The sequence below is a fragment of the Pseudomonas sp. LBUM920 genome (assembly GCF_003852315.1).
Taxonomy (GTDB): domain Bacteria; phylum Pseudomonadota; class Gammaproteobacteria; order Pseudomonadales; family Pseudomonadaceae; genus Aquipseudomonas.
In genome coordinates this window covers 5,680,667-5,696,447 of sequence record NZ_CP027762.1, presented here as the reverse complement: position 1 = coordinate 5,696,447, position 15,781 = coordinate 5,680,667, and the positions used below count along the sequence as shown (strand labels likewise).

The following is a 15,781-nucleotide window of genomic DNA, read 5'->3' as shown; positions in this document are numbered from 1 at the left end:
GTGCAATCCAAATGTGGGAGCGGGCTTGCTCGCGAATGCGGTCTGTCAGTTAACGAATAGGTAACTGATCCACCGCATTCGCGAGCAAGCCCGCTCCCACATTGGATCTTCATTGATTTCGCGATCAGGTACGCAGGTGGGTCAGCGGCAATTCTGTGCTGTTGAGTACCTGGTTAAGCACAAAACTCGACCGCACGCTGGTCACCCCTTCAATGCGGGTCAGGTGGCCCAGCAGCAGTTTCTGGTAGTGATCCATGTCCGGCACCACCACTTTCAACTGATAGTCCGCATCCATGCCAGTGACCAAACTGCATTCCAGCACTTGCGGCAGGGTGCGGATGGCCGCTTCGAAATTCTCGAAACGCTCGGGTGTGTGGCGGTCCATGCCGATCAGCACATAGGCCGTGAGGCTCAGGCCGAGCATCTTGCGATCGAGTAAGGCGACCTGGCGCGCGATGTAGCCATCGTCCTCAAGCTGCTTGACCCGGCGCGAGCAGGGCGAAGGCGACAAGCCGATGCGCTCGGCCAACTCCTGGTTGGAGATCCTCGCGTCGCGCTGCAATTCCGCCAAAATACTCAGGTCGTATCGGTCAAGCTTGCTCATTGGGTTGGCCTTTGTCGTAACTATTGCGGCGAATTATCTATGAAGGGTTAAAAATTGCGCAAGCACTGTTTATTGACGCAATCTTCGCAATCATCTGTCGGCGCGGCGGGCCTATGATTACCAACAGAATCACCGCCTGGACAACAGTCCACTGCAGCCCGCCCAATCAGGCCCGCTGCGGCCGCCGCCCCAGCAGGGTTGAGCCGGCCTCCAGGCTGCACACTGTCCACAAGACGGCGTGAGGTGAGCCAACGTCAAAAGCGTTGAGCACGGACGAAATTCTCAAGGGGTGGCCGACGGGTCACCCCTTTTTCTTTGCGCGCGTTTTTACCCGAAAAAATACTTCTCGTGACTGATAACCTGTCTCAGAACCGGGCGAGGCTTTTCCAGTCTCATCTATGAGGCCGGACGTTCTAGGCCCTTATCCGCAGTGAGGAATAGCATGAAGCGCATCTGGCGTATGGCAGGTGTAGGTTTGCTGATGATGACCGTTGGCTCGCACGTGATGGCCGACGACCCGCGCTCTGAAGGGGGCGGTCAGCATGAAAGAGGTCCCGAAGGCGGACGGCAAGGCAACGAACAGCCGCGACCGCAAAATAACCAACCACGTCCGCAAAACAATCAACCGCGCCCCGAAATCAACCAGCCGCGCCCGCAGAACCCGCATGTCGAGAACAACCAGCCTCGGCCGCAAAACCAGCATTTTGATCGCGCCGAGCAACAGCAGCACGGCGGTGGGCAATGGCAAGGTCGCCCGCAAGGTGCCGAACAGCCTCGGCCGGCGCCGCAGCCCGCGAATAACCTGCCGATTCAGGGGCGCCCGGACACGGTTCGGCAAACCCAGGAGCCGCGCCAGGGTCACTATCAGGACATCCCGCGCCGTAATGATGGCAACCAGCATTGGCAGGCCGGCAATGGCCCCGGGCGCCCGGGTGGCGGCTTCAACAATGGCCACCCCAACGACAACCGCTGGCCGGGTCGTCCCAGTGGGCACGGCAATGGTTGGGGCCCTGGCCCGCAATATCGCCCCGGCTATACAGTGGATCGGTTTCCCGACCGCAACTACCGCGTGCCTTACCGTGGCCAGGATTACTTCTTCTCCGGCGGTTACTGGTATCGCCCGCAAGGCCCGCGTTATGTCGTGGTGACGCCCCCGTACGGCATCCGCGTGCAATACCTGCCGGACTATGCGCGCGAAGTGTGGGTGGGAAGCGCGCTGTTCTTCCTTGCAGCGGGTTCTTACTACACCTACGAAAACGCCACCCAGCAGTACGTGGTGGTGCAGCCGCCGACAGAGGTGCCGGCACCGCAACCTGCGCCGCAAGGCAATGGCTATGACGTGGTGGCCTACCCGGCCAACGGCCAGTCACCGGCGCAAGTGCAGCAGGACGGCTACGACTGTTATCGCTGGGCAGTGCAACAAAGCGGTTTCGACCCACGGACCGTCACCTACGCCCCGGACCCTGCGGTGGTGCAAACCTACCGCCAGGCCCAGGGCAACTGCCTCACCAGTCGCGGGTATCAGGTGCAGTACTAAGCCTTATTGCCCGTGACCACTTCCCGCGGGTCGGCGTGCACCAGCACTTCGGCGCGCGGGTAGGCGTTGTGAATGGCATCGGCGGCCTGGTCGCTGATGCCGTGGGCAACCGACAACGATAATTCCCCCGGCAACTCCAGATGCAGTTGCACGAACCAGTGGCTGCCGGAAATCCGTGTGCGCAAATCATGCGCACCCAACACGCCCGGCACACCGCGCGCGAGTTCCAGCATGTGCTGGCTCACTTCGGCTGGCAGTTCCTCGTCCATCAACACCGCAAAGCTTTCGCGGGCGATCTGGATGGCGCTCCACAAAATGTACGCGGCGATACCCAGGCCGAACCACGCATCAACCTGATTGAAGCCAAACCCCGCCAACACCAACGCCACCAGAATGCTGCCATTGAGCATCAAGTCCGAACGGTAGTGCAGCGAGTCCGCGCGCACGGCGTTGGAGCCTGTTTCGCGGATCACCCGGTGTTGCAGCATTAGCAGCGCGACCGTCATCACCAGCGAAAACACGATGACCCCGATGCTCAGCCAAGGCGCGCCGACCGGTTCCGGATGGTGCAAACGCTGGTACGCCTGGAACGCGATCAGCACCGCACTGCCGGCGATAAACAACGCCTGGGCCATGCCCGACAGCGACTCCGCCTTGCCATGCCCGTAACGGTGATCATCGTCGGCCGGGCGCAGCGCGTAATGCACTGCCAGCAGGTTCAGCAACGAGGTCACGCCATCGAGCAGCGAGTCGGTCAACCCGGCGAGCATGCTCACCGAGCCACTGAACCACCAGGCGATGGCCTTGGTAATAATCAGCGCACAGGCCACGCCCACCGACGCGCGAGTGGCCAGGCGCAAGAGCCTTGCGTGTTCGGGACTGCTGGTCATAAGCGGGTCAAATCCTTAAGCGGCGGGCTGCAGGCCCAGGGAGGCGAGTTGCTGCACGCTGCCCTTGAACTGGATCATGCGCGGGTCATCCAGCGGCAGGGTGCGGCCGGTTTCCTTCTGGATGATGGTTTGCAGCTTGGCGTTATCGACCTTGCCGTCGGCGCCGATGGCTTCGTGCAGTTTCTCGGGTGCGACTTGAGCCGTTTTGCCGGGCTCGAAGTAAATCGCGCCGGTGGCGAAGTCCACGCCGAATGCGATCAGGCCGGGGATCACGTAGAACAGCAGGCCCACGGCGTCGAGCACGGCAATCGCCGGGTCGATCTTGCCGTCGATCTGGCCACGGCGGTCCGGGTAGAAAATCGAACCGCAGGCGGTCAGTTGGCTCAGCAGGGTGACGGCGAGGACACCGCCGATGACACGGGAAGCGATACGCATGAAAACTCTCCTGAACACGGTTGATACGAAACTATAAGCCAGATCTACCGGACGACGACTATCCAATGTGGGAGCGGGCTTGCCCGCGAAGACGGCGTGTCAGTCAATACATGTGTCGACTGATACACCGCCTTCGCGAGCAAGCCCGCTCCCACACTTAACCGCGTTACCCGTGGGATTGGGCGGTCTCGTTGAGACCAGCACCGGCATCCGGCAGTTCGCCGTTATACTCGCCGCTCTGCTTTGGAGCCAGTATGAATTCGTTGCCGATCGATGATGTTTTACCCGCCCTGCGTGACGCCTTGGCGATTCGCCATGAAGCCGTGCTAGAAGCGCCGCCCGGCGCCGGTAAAACCACCCGCGTGCCCTTGGCCTTGTTGAACGAGCCATGGCTGGCCGGGCAGACCATCCTGATGCTCGAACCCCGACGCCTGGCCGCGCGTGCGGCCGCCGAACGCTTGGCCAGCGAGCTGGGCGAAAAGGTCGGCGAAACCGTCGGCTATCGCATCCGCCTCGACAGCAAGGTCGGGCCCACTACGCGTATCGAAGTGGTCACCGAAGGCATCCTCACCCGCCGCTTGCAGGACGACCCGGCGCTGGAAGGCGTGGGCCTGCTGATCTTTGACGAATTCCACGAGCGCAGCCTCGACGCCGACCTCGCGCTGGCGCTGAGCCTGAATGGCCGCGATCTGTTTCGCGACGAACAACCGCTGAAAATCCTGCTGATGTCCGCCACCCTCGAAGGCGAACGCCTGTCCGGCCTGCTGGATGACGCGCCGATCCTGCGCAGCGAAGGGCGCATGTTCCCGGTGCAGATGCGCTGGGGCCGCCCGTACCAGGCCGGTGAATTTATCGAGCCGCGCGTGGTGCAGACCGTCCTTGAGGCCGTGCATGACGAGACCGGCAGCATTCTCGTGTTTCTGCCGGGGCAGGCCGAGATTCGCCGGGTGAATCAACAACTGGCCGACGCTTTGGGTGATCGCCCGGATGTGCTGCTGTGCCCGCTGCATGGCGAGCTTGACCTCAACGCCCAACGCGCCGCCATTGACCCGGCGCCCGTCGGCAAACGTAAAGTAGTACTGGCCACCAACATCGCCGAGACCAGCCTGACCATCAACGGCGTGCGCGTGGTGATCGACGCCGGGCTGGCGCGGGTCCCGCGTTTCGACCCTGGCAGCGGCATGACCCGCCTCGGCACCCAGCGCATCTCCCGCGCCAGCGCCACTCAGCGTGCCGGCCGGGCAGGGCGCCTGGAGCCGGGCGTGTGTTATCGGCTGTGGTCCGAAGACCAGCATGAAGGCCTGGCGGCGTATGGCAGCGCGGAAATCCTCGCCGCCGACCTTGCCGGGCTGGCCTTGCAATTGGCGCGTTGGGGCGTCACGCCCACGCAACTGGTGTGGCTGGATGTGCCGCCGACTGCCGCGTATGCCCAGGCTCAGGATCTGCTCGTGCGTCTGGGTGCCTTGAGCGACGACAAACTCACCGCCCATGGCCAGAAGATGGCCGAGTTGCCCGCGCATCCGCGTATCGCCCACCTGTTGCTGCGCGGTCAGGACCTGGGGCTCGCGGCCACGGCGTGTGATGTCGCCGCGCTGTTGGGCGAGCGTGACATCTTGCGCGGCGCCGGTGCCGATTTGCACAGCCGGCTGGCGCTGATGTCCGGCGAAGAGCGTGCGCGAGGTACCCAGGGCGGCGTGCAGCGCGCCAAGCAACTCGCCCGGCAATACCGCAGCTATTTAAGAGGCCAGGCGACTCAGGCGGTGTCCGATCCCGATCACCCGCGCTGGCTCGGCGCCTTGCTGGCGCTGGCCTACCCGGACCGCGTCGCCCAGCAACGTCGCCCCGGCGGCGCCGAATACCGCCTGGCCAATGGCCGTGCCGCGCTGTTCGCCGAGGCCGACAGCCTGATGAAACAAGCGTGGCTGGTGATCGCCGACCTCGGCAGCCGTCAGGGCCAGCGCGAAGAGCGCATCTACCTCGCGGCCGACTTCGATCCGGCGCTGTTCGACACAGTGCTTGCCGAGCAAGTGCGCAACGTCGACCAGCTCGATTGGGACGAGCGCGAAGGCGTGCTGCGCGCGGAGCGTCAGCGCAAAGTCGGCGAACTGGTGCTCAGCCGCGAACCGCTGACCGGCCTCGACGAGTCCGCGCGCAGCCAGGCGTTGGTCAACCTCGTGCGCCGCAAAGGCCTGGAATTGTTACCGTGGACGCCTGAACTGCGCCAATGGCAGGCCCGCGTCATGCTGCTGCGTCAGCTGGACGCCGGCAAAGCCAGTGAATGGCCGGATATCAGCGACAAGGCTTTGCTCGCCAGCCTGGAGCATTGGTTGATGCCCTACCTCGGCAAAGTCTCGCGCCTGAGCCACTTCGCCAACCTGGATATTTCCAGTTTCCTGCACAACCTGTTGCCCTGGCCGCTGCCTCAGCGCCTGGACGAGCTGGCGCCGCAGCACGTGAAGGTGCCCTCGGGCTCCTCGGTGCGTTTGGACTACAGCGAGCAGCCGCCGATTCTGGCGGTGCGCTTGCAGGAATTGTTCGGGCTGGCGGACACGCCGCGCATTGCCGGTGGGCGCCAGGCAGTCAAGCTGCACCTGTTGTCCCCGGCGCGCCGGCCGGTGCAGGTGACGCAGGACTTGGCGAACTTCTGGCGCAGTACCTACGCCGAAGTGAAGAAGGATTTGAAAGGAAGATACCCCAAGCATTACTGGCCGGACGACCCCTTGGTGGCCGAACCCACCGCCCGGATCAAACCCCGCAAGTAGGTCGTGTGCAGATCAAATGTGGGAGCTGGCTTGCCTGCGATACAGACGACTCGGTCTATCGGGTTCACCGCGGTGATGCTATCGCAGGCAAGCCGGCTCCCACGCAAGCCAGCTTTCCACAGAGTGTTAAGTGTGGGTTATTGCGCGGCGGGGAGCAGGAACCGGGCGATCACGGGTAGGTGGTTGGAGATACGCAGTGTGTCTTCTTGCCGCACTTTGGCCTCTACCCGCTTGATCCTTGGGCTGTAGAACAAATAATCCAAGGTCCGATCCGGCCCATCCACACTCGGGTCATTGGGGAAGTGCGTAAGCCACTTGGCCCGGTCAATCCCGCTGGATTCGCTGTTACTGGGGATCATCGGGTATTTATCCCACAACAAATGCAATTCGCTGTCCGGCGAATACTGCCCGCGCTTGCCCGCGTCCAGGCGCAGGAATTGCCCCAGCGGCAGCAAGTTGAAATCCCCACCAATCAACCACGGCGTGCCACGGCCTTCGAACTTGTCCAGCAGCTTAACCGTGGCTTTTACCTGCTCTTGCACCGCCGACCGCCCAGGCTTATCGCCGTCCAGCCGGGTGTTGAGCACGGCCAATTGGCCACCATCGCTCAACGGCAAGTAGGTCAACAATAAGGCGGGTTTGGGTTGGAATTGGCGACTGATGAAGTTGGCCGGAGACACCGGCAGTTGCAGGCGTTCGGCGTGTTCGATCTGGTAGCGACTGAGCGTCACCAGCTTGCGGCCGACGCTGCCGAAGATATGCAGGCTGGGCACAAAGTCGGCTTTCCAGTCGAAGGCCTGGGCGCTGCACGGGTAGAGATCGACCAGGCGTTCCTGCAGCAGGGCGATCTGGTCCTGGTAATGGGAGGGCTTGGCGTTTTCGTCGAGTTCCTGCAGCAGCAGGATGTCGGGTTGTTCGTCGCGGATCACCCGCGCCACTTCGTCGAGGCTGGAGGCCATGTCTTCCACGGTAGGGCGATCATCCGGGCCGTTGCCGTCGGCGGTGTCGTACCAGAACACATAGTTTTTGCCCGCCAGGTATTGCACATTCCAGGTCATGACCTTCAGCGCCTGCCCGGGCAGCAGCGTTGGCGCACGCGGCGCGACGCAGCTTACGGGCAGGATTTGTTTGTCGACGGGGCGCCAGGTCAGGCTGTAGATCAGGGCGGCGAGCAGGCCCGCGATAATCAGCAGGCTCAATAGGGTGATGCGCAATAAACGGGTCATCGGCTCGGCTTATGGCGTTTCAGGAGTGGCAGGAGCATATCACCGCGCGTCGGCATCGCCACCGATCAGCATGAATAAACGGAACAGCACCACGCTGGTAAACAGTTGCAGGAAGCTGTGGGCGCTGTCGATCAGTACGCCCAGCAACGGCGCGGGGTCAGGGTAGGCCGCCACGCTGGCGCCTTTGAGCAGCCACAGCGGCGTCATCACGCACAGCAGGCACACCAGGATTCGCCAGAAATGCCCACGGGTCAGGCGAAAACTTTCCTTCATCGCCTCCAGCGCCGACATACCGCGTAACACCAACAGGTACTCGGCAAACGCCAGCACCACCATCAGCCACAGGCCCGGCAGGAAATACAGCGACAAGCCCAGCAGGATCAGCAAGGTGCTGATGGCCGTGAGCAGCGCGAAACGCGGCCACAGGGTCAGTGCCATGGCCCACACGTCTTTGGTCCGCGGCGACTCCCCACGGGTGCGCGCATCCAGAAACAGGATCAACGCGCCGGTGTACAGCGGGTACACCAACAGCCCCACCACCACGCTGTAGCCGGGGAAGGCGTCCGGGCCCAGCGTGTGACCGAGCACTTGTTGCAGCAGGGCTTCGAGAATCACCAACGGCAGGCACAGCTGGACGATAGCGCCCAGATTGCGTTGGGTGAAACGGAAGGAGTCGCGCAAAACGTCTAACGGATTCATCAGGTTCATCACAGGCCGAAAAGCAAGGCCCATACTTTAACCGATCATGACGAAAGGTAAGCAAACGTAAACCTTGCGTAAAGACCATTGAAACGTCTGGTAACAACCCCATAACTAGTGCGTAGCTCGCCTGATCACTGGCGGGCCCATGATTTTTACCGGCAATCTAACGAGGTCGCCATGAACAGCGAAGAGCAAACCCTGATCGATGGACTGTTTTCACGGCTGCAACAAGCCGAAACGGACTCAGCCCCCCGCGACGCCCTGGCTGAAGCACGGATCAAGGAGCACATGACTCGCCAACCGGCCGCCGGGTACTACATGACTCAGTCGATCCTGGTGCAAGAACACGCGATCAAGAGCCTCGACGCGCAGAACAAGCAACAGGCGCAGCAGATCCAGCAGTTGCAGGATGAGTTGCAGCAGGCCAAGGCTCAGGCAGCACAGCCGGCGCCGAGCAGTGGCGGTTTTCTGTCGAGCATCTTTGGCGGCGGCTCCCGTGACCCGCAACCCACGCAAACTGCGCCGGCGGCGTCCGGTGGCGGTTGGCGTGAGCCTGGGCGGCCTTCGTTCGGCCAGCCTGCGCCGCAGCAAAACTACGGCGCGCCGCAGCAAAACTATCAACAGCCCCAACAAGCGCCCGCAGCACCGATTGGCAGTGGCTTCCTCGGCGGGGCGTTGAAAACCGCTGCCGGCGTGGCCGGTGGTGTGATGCTGGCCGAAGGCATCAGCAGCTTGTTCAACCACAACTCGCAACAGCCGCAAGTGGTGGAAGAAATCATCCGCGAAGAACCGGCGCCCGCCAGTGATAACGGCAATTGGGGCAACGACGACCAGAAGTTTGCCGGCAATGACAGCTGGGGCAGCGACAATGCCTCGGACAGCTTCGCCGACAGCGACTATGGCGACGATTCCTCCTCGTTTGGCGACGACGATTCCTTCGTCTGACCCGCCTTCAACCGGGGCGCTTCGTCGCCCCGGGCTGATTTTTCGCTGAAACTTTCCCATGGCTGGCATACTGGCGCCTTTGCGGGCTCTCACGTTCGAGGTCCAAGTGGCAACCATGGGGAAGTGCGGTGAAGAAAATTGCGGTGTTCGCCGATGTACAAAACCTCTACTACACCGTGCGCCAGGCCTACGGTTGTCATTTCAATTACGCCGCCCTGTGGGCTGACATCAGCGCGCGCGGGCAGATCGTTGAAGCCTATGCGTACGCCATCGACCGTGGCGACAGCAAGCAGCAGCAATTCCAGCAGATCCTGCGCAACCTGGGCTTCACGGTAAAACTCAAACCCTACATCCAACGCAGCGACGGCTCGGCCAAGGGCGACTGGGACGTGGGCATCACCCTCGACATCATGGACGCCGCCGACCACGTCGACGAAGTGGTGCTGGCCTCCGGCGACGGTGATTTCGACATGCTGCTCGAGCGCATCATCCAAAAGCATGGCGTCGAAGCCGTGGCCTATGGCGTCCCGGGGCTGACGGCCAACTCGTTGATACGCGCCGCCAGCCGCTACGTGCCGATCGAAGGCGCGCTGCTGCTTAAATAAGTCAATTGTCAGACGGAGTTGGAACAGGTTTGGAACGTATAGCGGTCATCGACTTTGAAACCACCGGCATCACCCCGAGCAGCCACTGCCGGGCCACGGAAATCGCGGTGGTCATCCTTGAACGCGGCCAGATCGTGGACCGCTACCAGAGCCTGATGAATGCCGGCGTGCGCGTGCCGGGCTTTATCGAACAGCTCACCGGCATCAGCAACGCCATGCTGCGCAGCGCGCCACCGGCCGAGCGCGTGATGAACGAAGTGAATGAATTCGTCGGCACCACGCCACTGCTGGCGCACAACGCCGCGTTCGACCAAAAGTTCTGGGATTTTGAGCTGGGCCTGATCCGCCGCACTCGCCTGCAAAAATTCGCCTGCTCGCTGCTGCTGGCCCGCCGCTTGATGCCGTCGGCGCCGAACCACAAACTCGGCACGTTGAACTCATTCGCCCAACTGCCCCACACCGGCAAGGCTCACCGGGCGATGGCGGATGCCGAAATGGCAGCTAACTTGACGGCGCACCTGGCCGAGCAACTGCGCGGTACGCATGGGTTGCGCGAACTGTCCCACGACCTGCTGTGCACCTTGCAGAAAGTGCCGGCAGCGAAGATCAATGAGCATCTGAAGAAGCACCGCGGGTTCTAAACCGACCACACTCCATAAGAACACTGAATATCAAATGTGGGAGCGGGCTTGCCCGCGAATGCAGTGTGTCAGCCGCCGGATCAATTGACTGATACACCGCCTTCGCGGGCAAGCCCGCTCCCACAGGGGTTATGCCGTGTTCATCGAGGCTGCACGCATTCCAACGCCCGACCCACCACGCCTTTCGCCATCCCCACCAAATGCATCACCGCCCGCTGTTGCGCGCTGATCGTCTCACCCGCCACCTGCGCCGTTTCCACCGCGCAATGCAGCAAGTCGGCTGCATGCGCGAGCGCGTCTTCGAAGCTCAGGTTGTCGTTCAGCACAAAGTTGGGCGCGTCCGGAGCGCAGGCGTGGAGGTAGTAGTCGATGGCTCGGCGGTTGAGCAGGGCGTCTTCGCTGAGGAAGTTGGGTGGATCGGGGGTGACTTTGACCATGGTGAAACGGGATCCACGTCGGCTCCAGCAAAACGACGAACCTGGCGAACCTTATTGGAATGCGCTTTTTCCCTCGTAAGCTGATCAGGCAGCCAACAGCGGCCAGGTTGGCAAAAGCACCGTTTGGCACCGTCCGCGTATTTGGCATTATTGGGCGAGGCATTCCCTTCGTTGCTGTGGGGCCGACTATTTTTGACCTGATCAGTATTGGCAAATGTGCCTATGAGGCGAGAAATGGAAGGTAGCCCGACCCGAGCCGAGATCTGCGAAAAGGTGATTCAGCTGTTCGTCGATATCATTGGTTTTATCGACCGAAGCCACGTGACGGAACACACGGATTTCATCCATGACTTCACGATCATTGATGACGATTTGACCTGCTTCGTTATGCAGATTAAGTGGCAATTCAACCTGCAGGCGACTCAGGAAGACTGGGATCACATCACGACCATCAAACAGGTTGTCGAGTTGATTTCTCAGCGCTCAAGTCTTCGCTGAAGCAACTGACGCCATCGCAGGCAAGCCAGTTCCCACGGTTGACCGAGGCGCCAGGGCTGGATGCAATCTACTGTGGGAGCTGGCTTGTCGGGGCGCCGCATCGCAGCGATGACGGTGTATCAGCCGCCATTTTTCCCATTGCGTTCCAACTGCCCCAACGGCACCCGCCGCGCTATTGCGCTCGACAAAATGATCGAGGTCTTGCTGAAGCCAAACTTCGCCACCCGGTTGATCAGGTTCTCCAACTCCGGCATCGAGCCCACGGCCGCCTGCATGATCACGCACGGGTCGCCTGTTACCCGATGGCATTCGGTCAGCTCGGGGATTTCCGCGAGGGCGTCGTAAACCTTTTGGCTGCCATTGTTGGTCAGGCGCAGCTCTATCGTGCATTGGATCGGCAAACCGATTTTCGATAGGTCGACCTTGGCCTGATACCCGGTGATCACCCCGCTGGCTTCCAGCTTGGCCACGCGCTCGGCCACAGCGGGGGCGGAGAGGTTTACAGTGCGGGCCAACTGCGCATAGGACGCGCGGCCATCCTCGAGCAGGGCGCTGAGGAGCATGCGGTCGTATTTGTCCATGATAAGGCTCCGGTGATGCGTGGCTTTCGAATACACGGGTTATAGCCTTCAGAACCATGTTTTGAAAAGTGTATGGGCGCTTTAAACAGGTTTTGTAACTTATGTTCAGCGTGCTGCCTTTTTAGAATAAGCCTCCAATATTCTGCCGCAGAGCTACCCAATGCCTGGCCCACGTCGCTTTCCCTTACCGTTGATTGCCGCTTTTTTTGCGCTGTATGTGATCTGGGGTTCTACCTACCTGGTCATTCGAATCGGCGTGGAGTATTGGCCACCGCTGATGCTGGGCGGGATTCGATTCCTGGTAGCGGGGTTGGTGATGTATGGCTATCTGCGCTGGCGCGGGGCGCCTGCGCCGACGTGGGTGCAGTGGAAGGCCGCGGCCAAGATCGGCGTTTTGCTGCTGACCTTTGGTAATGGTGCGGTGACGGTTGCCGAGCACACCGGCGTTGCCTCCGGCGTGGCCGCGTTGGCGGTGGCGACGGTGCCGTTGTTCACGTTGCTGTGTGGGTATTTCTGGGGCGCACGCAATACGCGCCTGGAGTGGGCCGGCGTGGTGCTGGGGATTATCGGCATTGCCATGCTCAACATGGGCTCCAACCTGCAGTCGAGCCCCACCGGTGCAATGTTGCTGCTGTTCGCCGCCGCCTCCTGGGCCTTCGGCTCGGTGTGGAGCCGGCACTTGCCGCTGCCGGCCGGCGCCATGGCCAGTGCGGCCGAGATGATCATCGCCGGTGCCCTGCTGCTGGTGGGCAGTGCGCTGACCGGTGAGCGCCTGCATTCAATCCCGCCGATTGAAGGCTGGCTGGCCTTGGCTTACCTGGCCGTGTTCGGCTCGATCATCGCCTTCAATGCCTATATGTACCTGCTCAAGCATGTACGCCCTGCAGCGGCGACCAGCTATGCCTACGTGAACCCGGCCGTCGCGGTGTTGTTGGGTATTGTGTTCGTCGGCGAGACCATCGGCATGGAGGAAGCCTTGGCGATGCTGGTGATCATCAGCGCGGTGTTGCTGATCAGCCTGCCACAGTGGCGAAAGCCCAAGCCGGAAATAAGGTAAACTGCCGCGCATTACGCCCTTGCGCTGAATTTTTCCTACGGTAAACACATGACTTTCGCCACACTTGGCCTGATCGAACCCTTGCTGCGCGCCCTTGAGACGCTTGGCTACCAGACCCCGACGCCGGTGCAGGCGCAAGCCATTCCGGCGGTGCTGGCCGGTCGCGACCTGATGGCCGCGGCCCAGACCGGCACCGGCAAGACCGCAGGTTTCGCCCTGCCGCTCCTGCAATTGCTGACCATGGAAGGGCCGAAAGTCGCCGCCAACTCGGCGCGTGCGCTGATTCTGTGCCCGACCCGCGAGCTGGCCGAGCAGGTTCACGCCAGCGTCGCCGAGTACGCCCAACACCTGCCGCTGACCACGTACGCGGTGTACGGCGGCGTGAGCATCAACCCGCAGATGATGAAGCTGCGCAAGGGCGTCGACATTCTGGTCGCCACGCCTGGCCGCCTGATCGACCTGTTCCGCCAGAACGCGCTGAAGCTCAACCAGTTGCAAACCCTGGTGCTGGATGAAGCCGACCGCATGCTCGACCTGGGCTTCTCGGAAGAACTGGCAAACATTTACCGCATGCTGCCGAAAAAGCGCCAGACCTTGCTGTTCTCCGCGACCTTCTCCGATGAAATCCGCTCGCTCGCCGGGCAGATGCTCAACGACCCGCTGAGCATTGAAGTCAGCCCGCGCAACGTCGCCGCCAACACCGTGAAACAGTGGGTGGTGCCGGTGGACAAGAAGCGCAAGGCGGAGCTGTTTGTGCACCTGATGCGCAAAGGTCGCTGGAAGCAGGTGCTGGTGTTTGCCAAGACCCGTAACGGTGTGGATGCGCTGGTAGACAAGTTGCAGGGCCTGGGCATCAATGCCGATGGCATCCATGGCGACAAACCGCAAGCAACCCGCCAGCGTGCGCTGGACCGCTTCAAATCCAGCGAAGTGCAGATTCTGGTAGCCACCGACGTGGCAGCCCGTGGCCTGGACATCGAAGACTTGCCGATGGTGGTCAACTTTGACCTGCCAATCGTGGCCGAGGACTACATTCACCGTATCGGTCGCACCGGCCGTGCGGGCAACACCGGCGAGGCGATTTCGCTGGTGTGTGCCGATGAGGTGAACATGCTGTCGGCGATCGAGATGCTCACGCGTCAGACCCTGACCCGCAAAATGGAGCCGGATTTTGAGCCGGAGCACCGCGTGCCGGACACCGATGCCAGTGGGCAGGTGGTGAAAAAACCGAAAAAGCCGAAGAAGCCAAAGACGTCGGGCGGTGGCGGCGGTAAGCGCAATTTGGGTAAGTGGGTGGACAGTGGGGACGTAGCGCCGGCTGAGCCGTCGATCAAGCCGGTGCGCAAGGTGCCGGTTTTCAACACCGGGCCGCGCAAGAAGAAGTGATTTTGCGGCGCTGCTGATGGCCTCATCGCAGGCAAGCCAGCTCCCACATTTTGAATGTATTCACAGCTCAAAATGCGGGAGCTGGCTTGCCTGCGAAGGCGGCTTTGAAGTGGCCACAGACCTCAGCGCTTAAGCCATTCCAACATTCCCCGCCCAGCCGCTCTGCCGCTGGCAAAACACCCGGTCAGCAAATAGCCGCCCGTCGGCGCTTCCCAATCCAGCATCTCCCCGGCGCAAAACACCCCCGGCAATTGCTTGAGCATCAACCGCTCATCCAGCGCCTCAAACGGCACACCCCCCGCCGTGCTGATGGCTTCATCCATCGGCCGGGTTTTTACCAGTGTCAGCGGCAATGCCTTGATATCCACCGCCAGTTGCGCCGGATCGTGGAAGTGTTCCGCAGGCGCCAGCTCACGCAACAGGGCCGCCTTGACCCCGTCCAGGCCCAATTGGCTGTGCAAGTGCTTGCTCATCGAGCGCGAACCACGCGGCTTGGCCAGTGCAGCCTGGACCTTGTCCAGCGGCTTGCTCGGCAGCAGGTCGATATGCACCGTGGCTGAGCCATCGCGATTGATCGCTTCACGAATCGGCGCCGACAGCGCGTAGATCAAGCTGCCCTCGATGCCCATGGCGGTGACCACGCATTCCCCCAACCGAGGCTTGTCATCTGCCACGCCGATGGCGACGTTTTTCAACGGCGCGCCGGCGAATTTGCTCACCATCAATTCGCTCCAGGCTGACACCTCAAAGCCGCAATTGCTCGGTTGTAACGGCGCGAAGGGCACGCCTTTGTCTTCCAGCAACTTGAGCCAGGCGCCATCGGAGCCCAGGCGCGACCAGCTGCCGCCGCCCAGGGCCAGCAACACCGCATCGCTGTGGACCGTTTTTTCGCCGTCCGGGCTGTGGATAAGTAAACCGCCGTCGGCCGTCCAGCCCAGCCAGCGATGCCGGGTGTGGATAACCACGCCTTGATCGCGCAGGCGTTTGAGCCAGGCGCGCAGCAGCGGGGCGGCTTTCATGTCGGTAGGAAACACGCGGCCGGAAGTGCCGACAAAGGTTTGTATGCCCAGCCCATGAATCCACTCGCACAACGCCTCGGCACCAAAGGCTCGCAGCAGCGGCGCCATGTCCGGCGCGCGTTCGGCGTAGCGCGACAGGAACGCCGGGTACGCCTCGGAGTGGGTGATGTTCATGCCGCCCACGCCTGCGAGCAGAAACTTGCGACCCACTGACGGCATGCCGTCATACAGGTCTACCCGCACGCCCGCCTGGCTCAGGACTTCAGCGGCCATCAGCCCGGCTGGGCCGCCGCCGATAAGAGTGACGTGTCGAGAAGGGTGCTGAGGCATGGGCAAGGCTACGGTCGTTGAATAGGCCGAGCATTCTACCCGACGGCAGCGTGGCTGCCTGATCAAAAAACGTACACTTTCCTACAGGCCATACGGCTGTGCGCTTTCAGGCGCTTACGCTCAAGT

16 protein-coding genes are annotated in these 15,781 nt (G+C 61.9%); 8 read left to right on the top strand and 8 right to left on the bottom strand.

The window, feature by feature from the left end; all coding sequences use genetic code 11:
• Nucleotides 1–124: 124 nt before the first annotated feature.
• Nucleotides 125–604, bottom strand: a complete 480-nt coding sequence (locus tag C4J83_RS26400; RefSeq protein ID WP_003194418.1) for an Lrp/AsnC family transcriptional regulator — start codon at nt 602–604, stop codon at nt 125–127.
• A 442-nt stretch (nt 605–1,046) separates the two neighbouring features.
• Between C4J83_RS26400 and C4J83_RS26395 the strand changes: the two genes are divergently transcribed.
• A complete protein-coding gene (locus C4J83_RS26395) occupies nt 1,047–2,141 on the top strand; it encodes a DUF6515 family protein (protein WP_106579353.1) in 1,095 nt (364 codons plus the stop codon).
• Here the strand turns inward: C4J83_RS26395 and C4J83_RS26390 are convergent.
• Together C4J83_RS26390 and C4J83_RS26385 are read right to left on the bottom strand one after the other, a co-directional pair.
• Nucleotides 2,138–3,031, bottom strand: coding sequence for a cation diffusion facilitator family transporter (locus C4J83_RS26390; RefSeq protein ID WP_106579352.1), 894 nt, complete (start codon nt 3,029–3,031; stop codon nt 2,138–2,140). The genes C4J83_RS26395 and C4J83_RS26390 overlap by 4 nt on opposite strands.
• Nucleotides 3,032–3,046: 15 nt before the next feature.
• Nucleotides 3,047–3,466 (bottom strand): polyribonucleotide nucleotidyltransferase, encoded by a 420-nt coding sequence (locus C4J83_RS26385; protein WP_106579351.1) that lies wholly within the window; start codon nt 3,464–3,466, stop codon nt 3,047–3,049.
• Nucleotides 3,467–3,720: 254 nt separating this feature from the next.
• On the opposite strand from C4J83_RS26385, the gene hrpB reads away from it, so the two are divergent.
• A complete protein-coding gene (gene hrpB / locus C4J83_RS26375; RefSeq protein WP_124418522.1) occupies nt 3,721–6,228 on the top strand; it encodes an ATP-dependent helicase HrpB in 2,508 nt (835 codons plus the stop codon).
• A 137-nt stretch (nt 6,229–6,365) separates the two neighbouring features.
• On the opposite strand, the gene C4J83_RS26370 is transcribed toward hrpB, so the two are convergent.
• Complete coding sequence (locus C4J83_RS26370; RefSeq protein ID WP_124418521.1) at nt 6,366–7,454, bottom strand: endonuclease/exonuclease/phosphatase family protein; 1,089 nt, start codon at nt 7,452–7,454, stop codon at nt 6,366–6,368.
• Nucleotides 7,455–7,493: 39 nt separating this feature from the next.
• Nucleotides 7,494–8,153, bottom strand: coding sequence for a YciC family protein (locus C4J83_RS26365; RefSeq protein ID WP_124418520.1), 660 nt, complete (start codon nt 8,151–8,153; stop codon nt 7,494–7,496).
• A 180-nt stretch (nt 8,154–8,333) separates the two neighbouring features.
• Here C4J83_RS26365 and C4J83_RS26360 point away from each other — a divergent pair, with 180 nt between their 5' ends.
• The 3 genes from C4J83_RS26360 to C4J83_RS26350 all read left to right on the top strand — a co-directional run bounded on the left by C4J83_RS26360 (nt 8,334) and on the right by C4J83_RS26350 (nt 10,347).
• Entirely contained in the window at nt 8,334–9,101 is a 768-nt protein-coding gene (locus C4J83_RS26360) for a DUF2076 domain-containing protein (protein WP_124418519.1), read from the top strand.
• A gap of 128 nt (nt 9,102–9,229) precedes the next feature.
• Entirely contained in the window at nt 9,230–9,706 is a 477-nt protein-coding gene (locus C4J83_RS26355) for a LabA-like NYN domain-containing protein (RefSeq protein WP_119740929.1), read from the top strand.
• Between the two features lie 29 nt (nt 9,707–9,735).
• Nucleotides 9,736–10,347, top strand: coding sequence for a 3'-5' exonuclease (locus tag C4J83_RS26350; protein ID WP_106579327.1), 612 nt, complete (start codon nt 9,736–9,738; stop codon nt 10,345–10,347).
• Nucleotides 10,348–10,487: 140 nt separating this feature from the next.
• Here the strand turns inward: C4J83_RS26350 and C4J83_RS26345 are convergent, their stop codons facing one another.
• Nucleotides 10,488–10,784, bottom strand: coding sequence for a DUF3077 domain-containing protein (locus C4J83_RS26345; protein ID WP_124418518.1), 297 nt, complete (start codon nt 10,782–10,784; stop codon nt 10,488–10,490).
• 234 nt (nt 10,785–11,018) lie between these two features.
• On the opposite strand from C4J83_RS26345, the gene C4J83_RS26335 reads away from it, so the two are divergent.
• Entirely contained in the window at nt 11,019–11,282 is a 264-nt protein-coding gene (locus tag C4J83_RS26335; protein WP_124418517.1) for an acyl carrier protein, read from the top strand.
• 119 nt (nt 11,283–11,401) lie between these two features.
• Here C4J83_RS26335 and C4J83_RS26330 read toward each other — a convergent pair whose 3' ends face one another.
• A complete protein-coding gene (locus tag C4J83_RS26330) occupies nt 11,402–11,863 on the bottom strand; it encodes an Lrp/AsnC family transcriptional regulator (protein ID WP_106579324.1) in 462 nt (153 codons plus the stop codon).
• Nucleotides 11,864–12,023: 160 nt separating this feature from the next.
• Here C4J83_RS26330 and yedA point away from each other — a divergent pair, with 160 nt between their 5' ends.
• The gene (yedA, locus tag C4J83_RS26325) at nt 12,024–12,920 is read left to right on the top strand and encodes a drug/metabolite exporter YedA (RefSeq protein WP_106579323.1); all 897 of its coding nucleotides are present in this window, start codon (nt 12,024–12,026) and stop codon (nt 12,918–12,920) included.
• Nucleotides 12,921–12,968: 48 nt separating this feature from the next.
• Nucleotides 12,969–14,306: an RNA helicase RhlE1 gene (gene rhlE1 / locus C4J83_RS26320; RefSeq protein WP_119740936.1), complete on the top strand. Its 1,338-nt coding sequence runs from the start codon at nt 12,969–12,971 to the stop codon at nt 14,304–14,306.
• A gap of 122 nt (nt 14,307–14,428) precedes the next feature.
• Here the strand turns inward: rhlE1 and C4J83_RS26315 are convergent, their stop codons facing one another.
• Entirely contained in the window at nt 14,429–15,655 is a 1,227-nt protein-coding gene (locus C4J83_RS26315) for a TIGR03862 family flavoprotein (protein ID WP_124418516.1), read from the bottom strand.
• Nucleotides 15,656–15,781 lie beyond the last annotated feature (126 nt).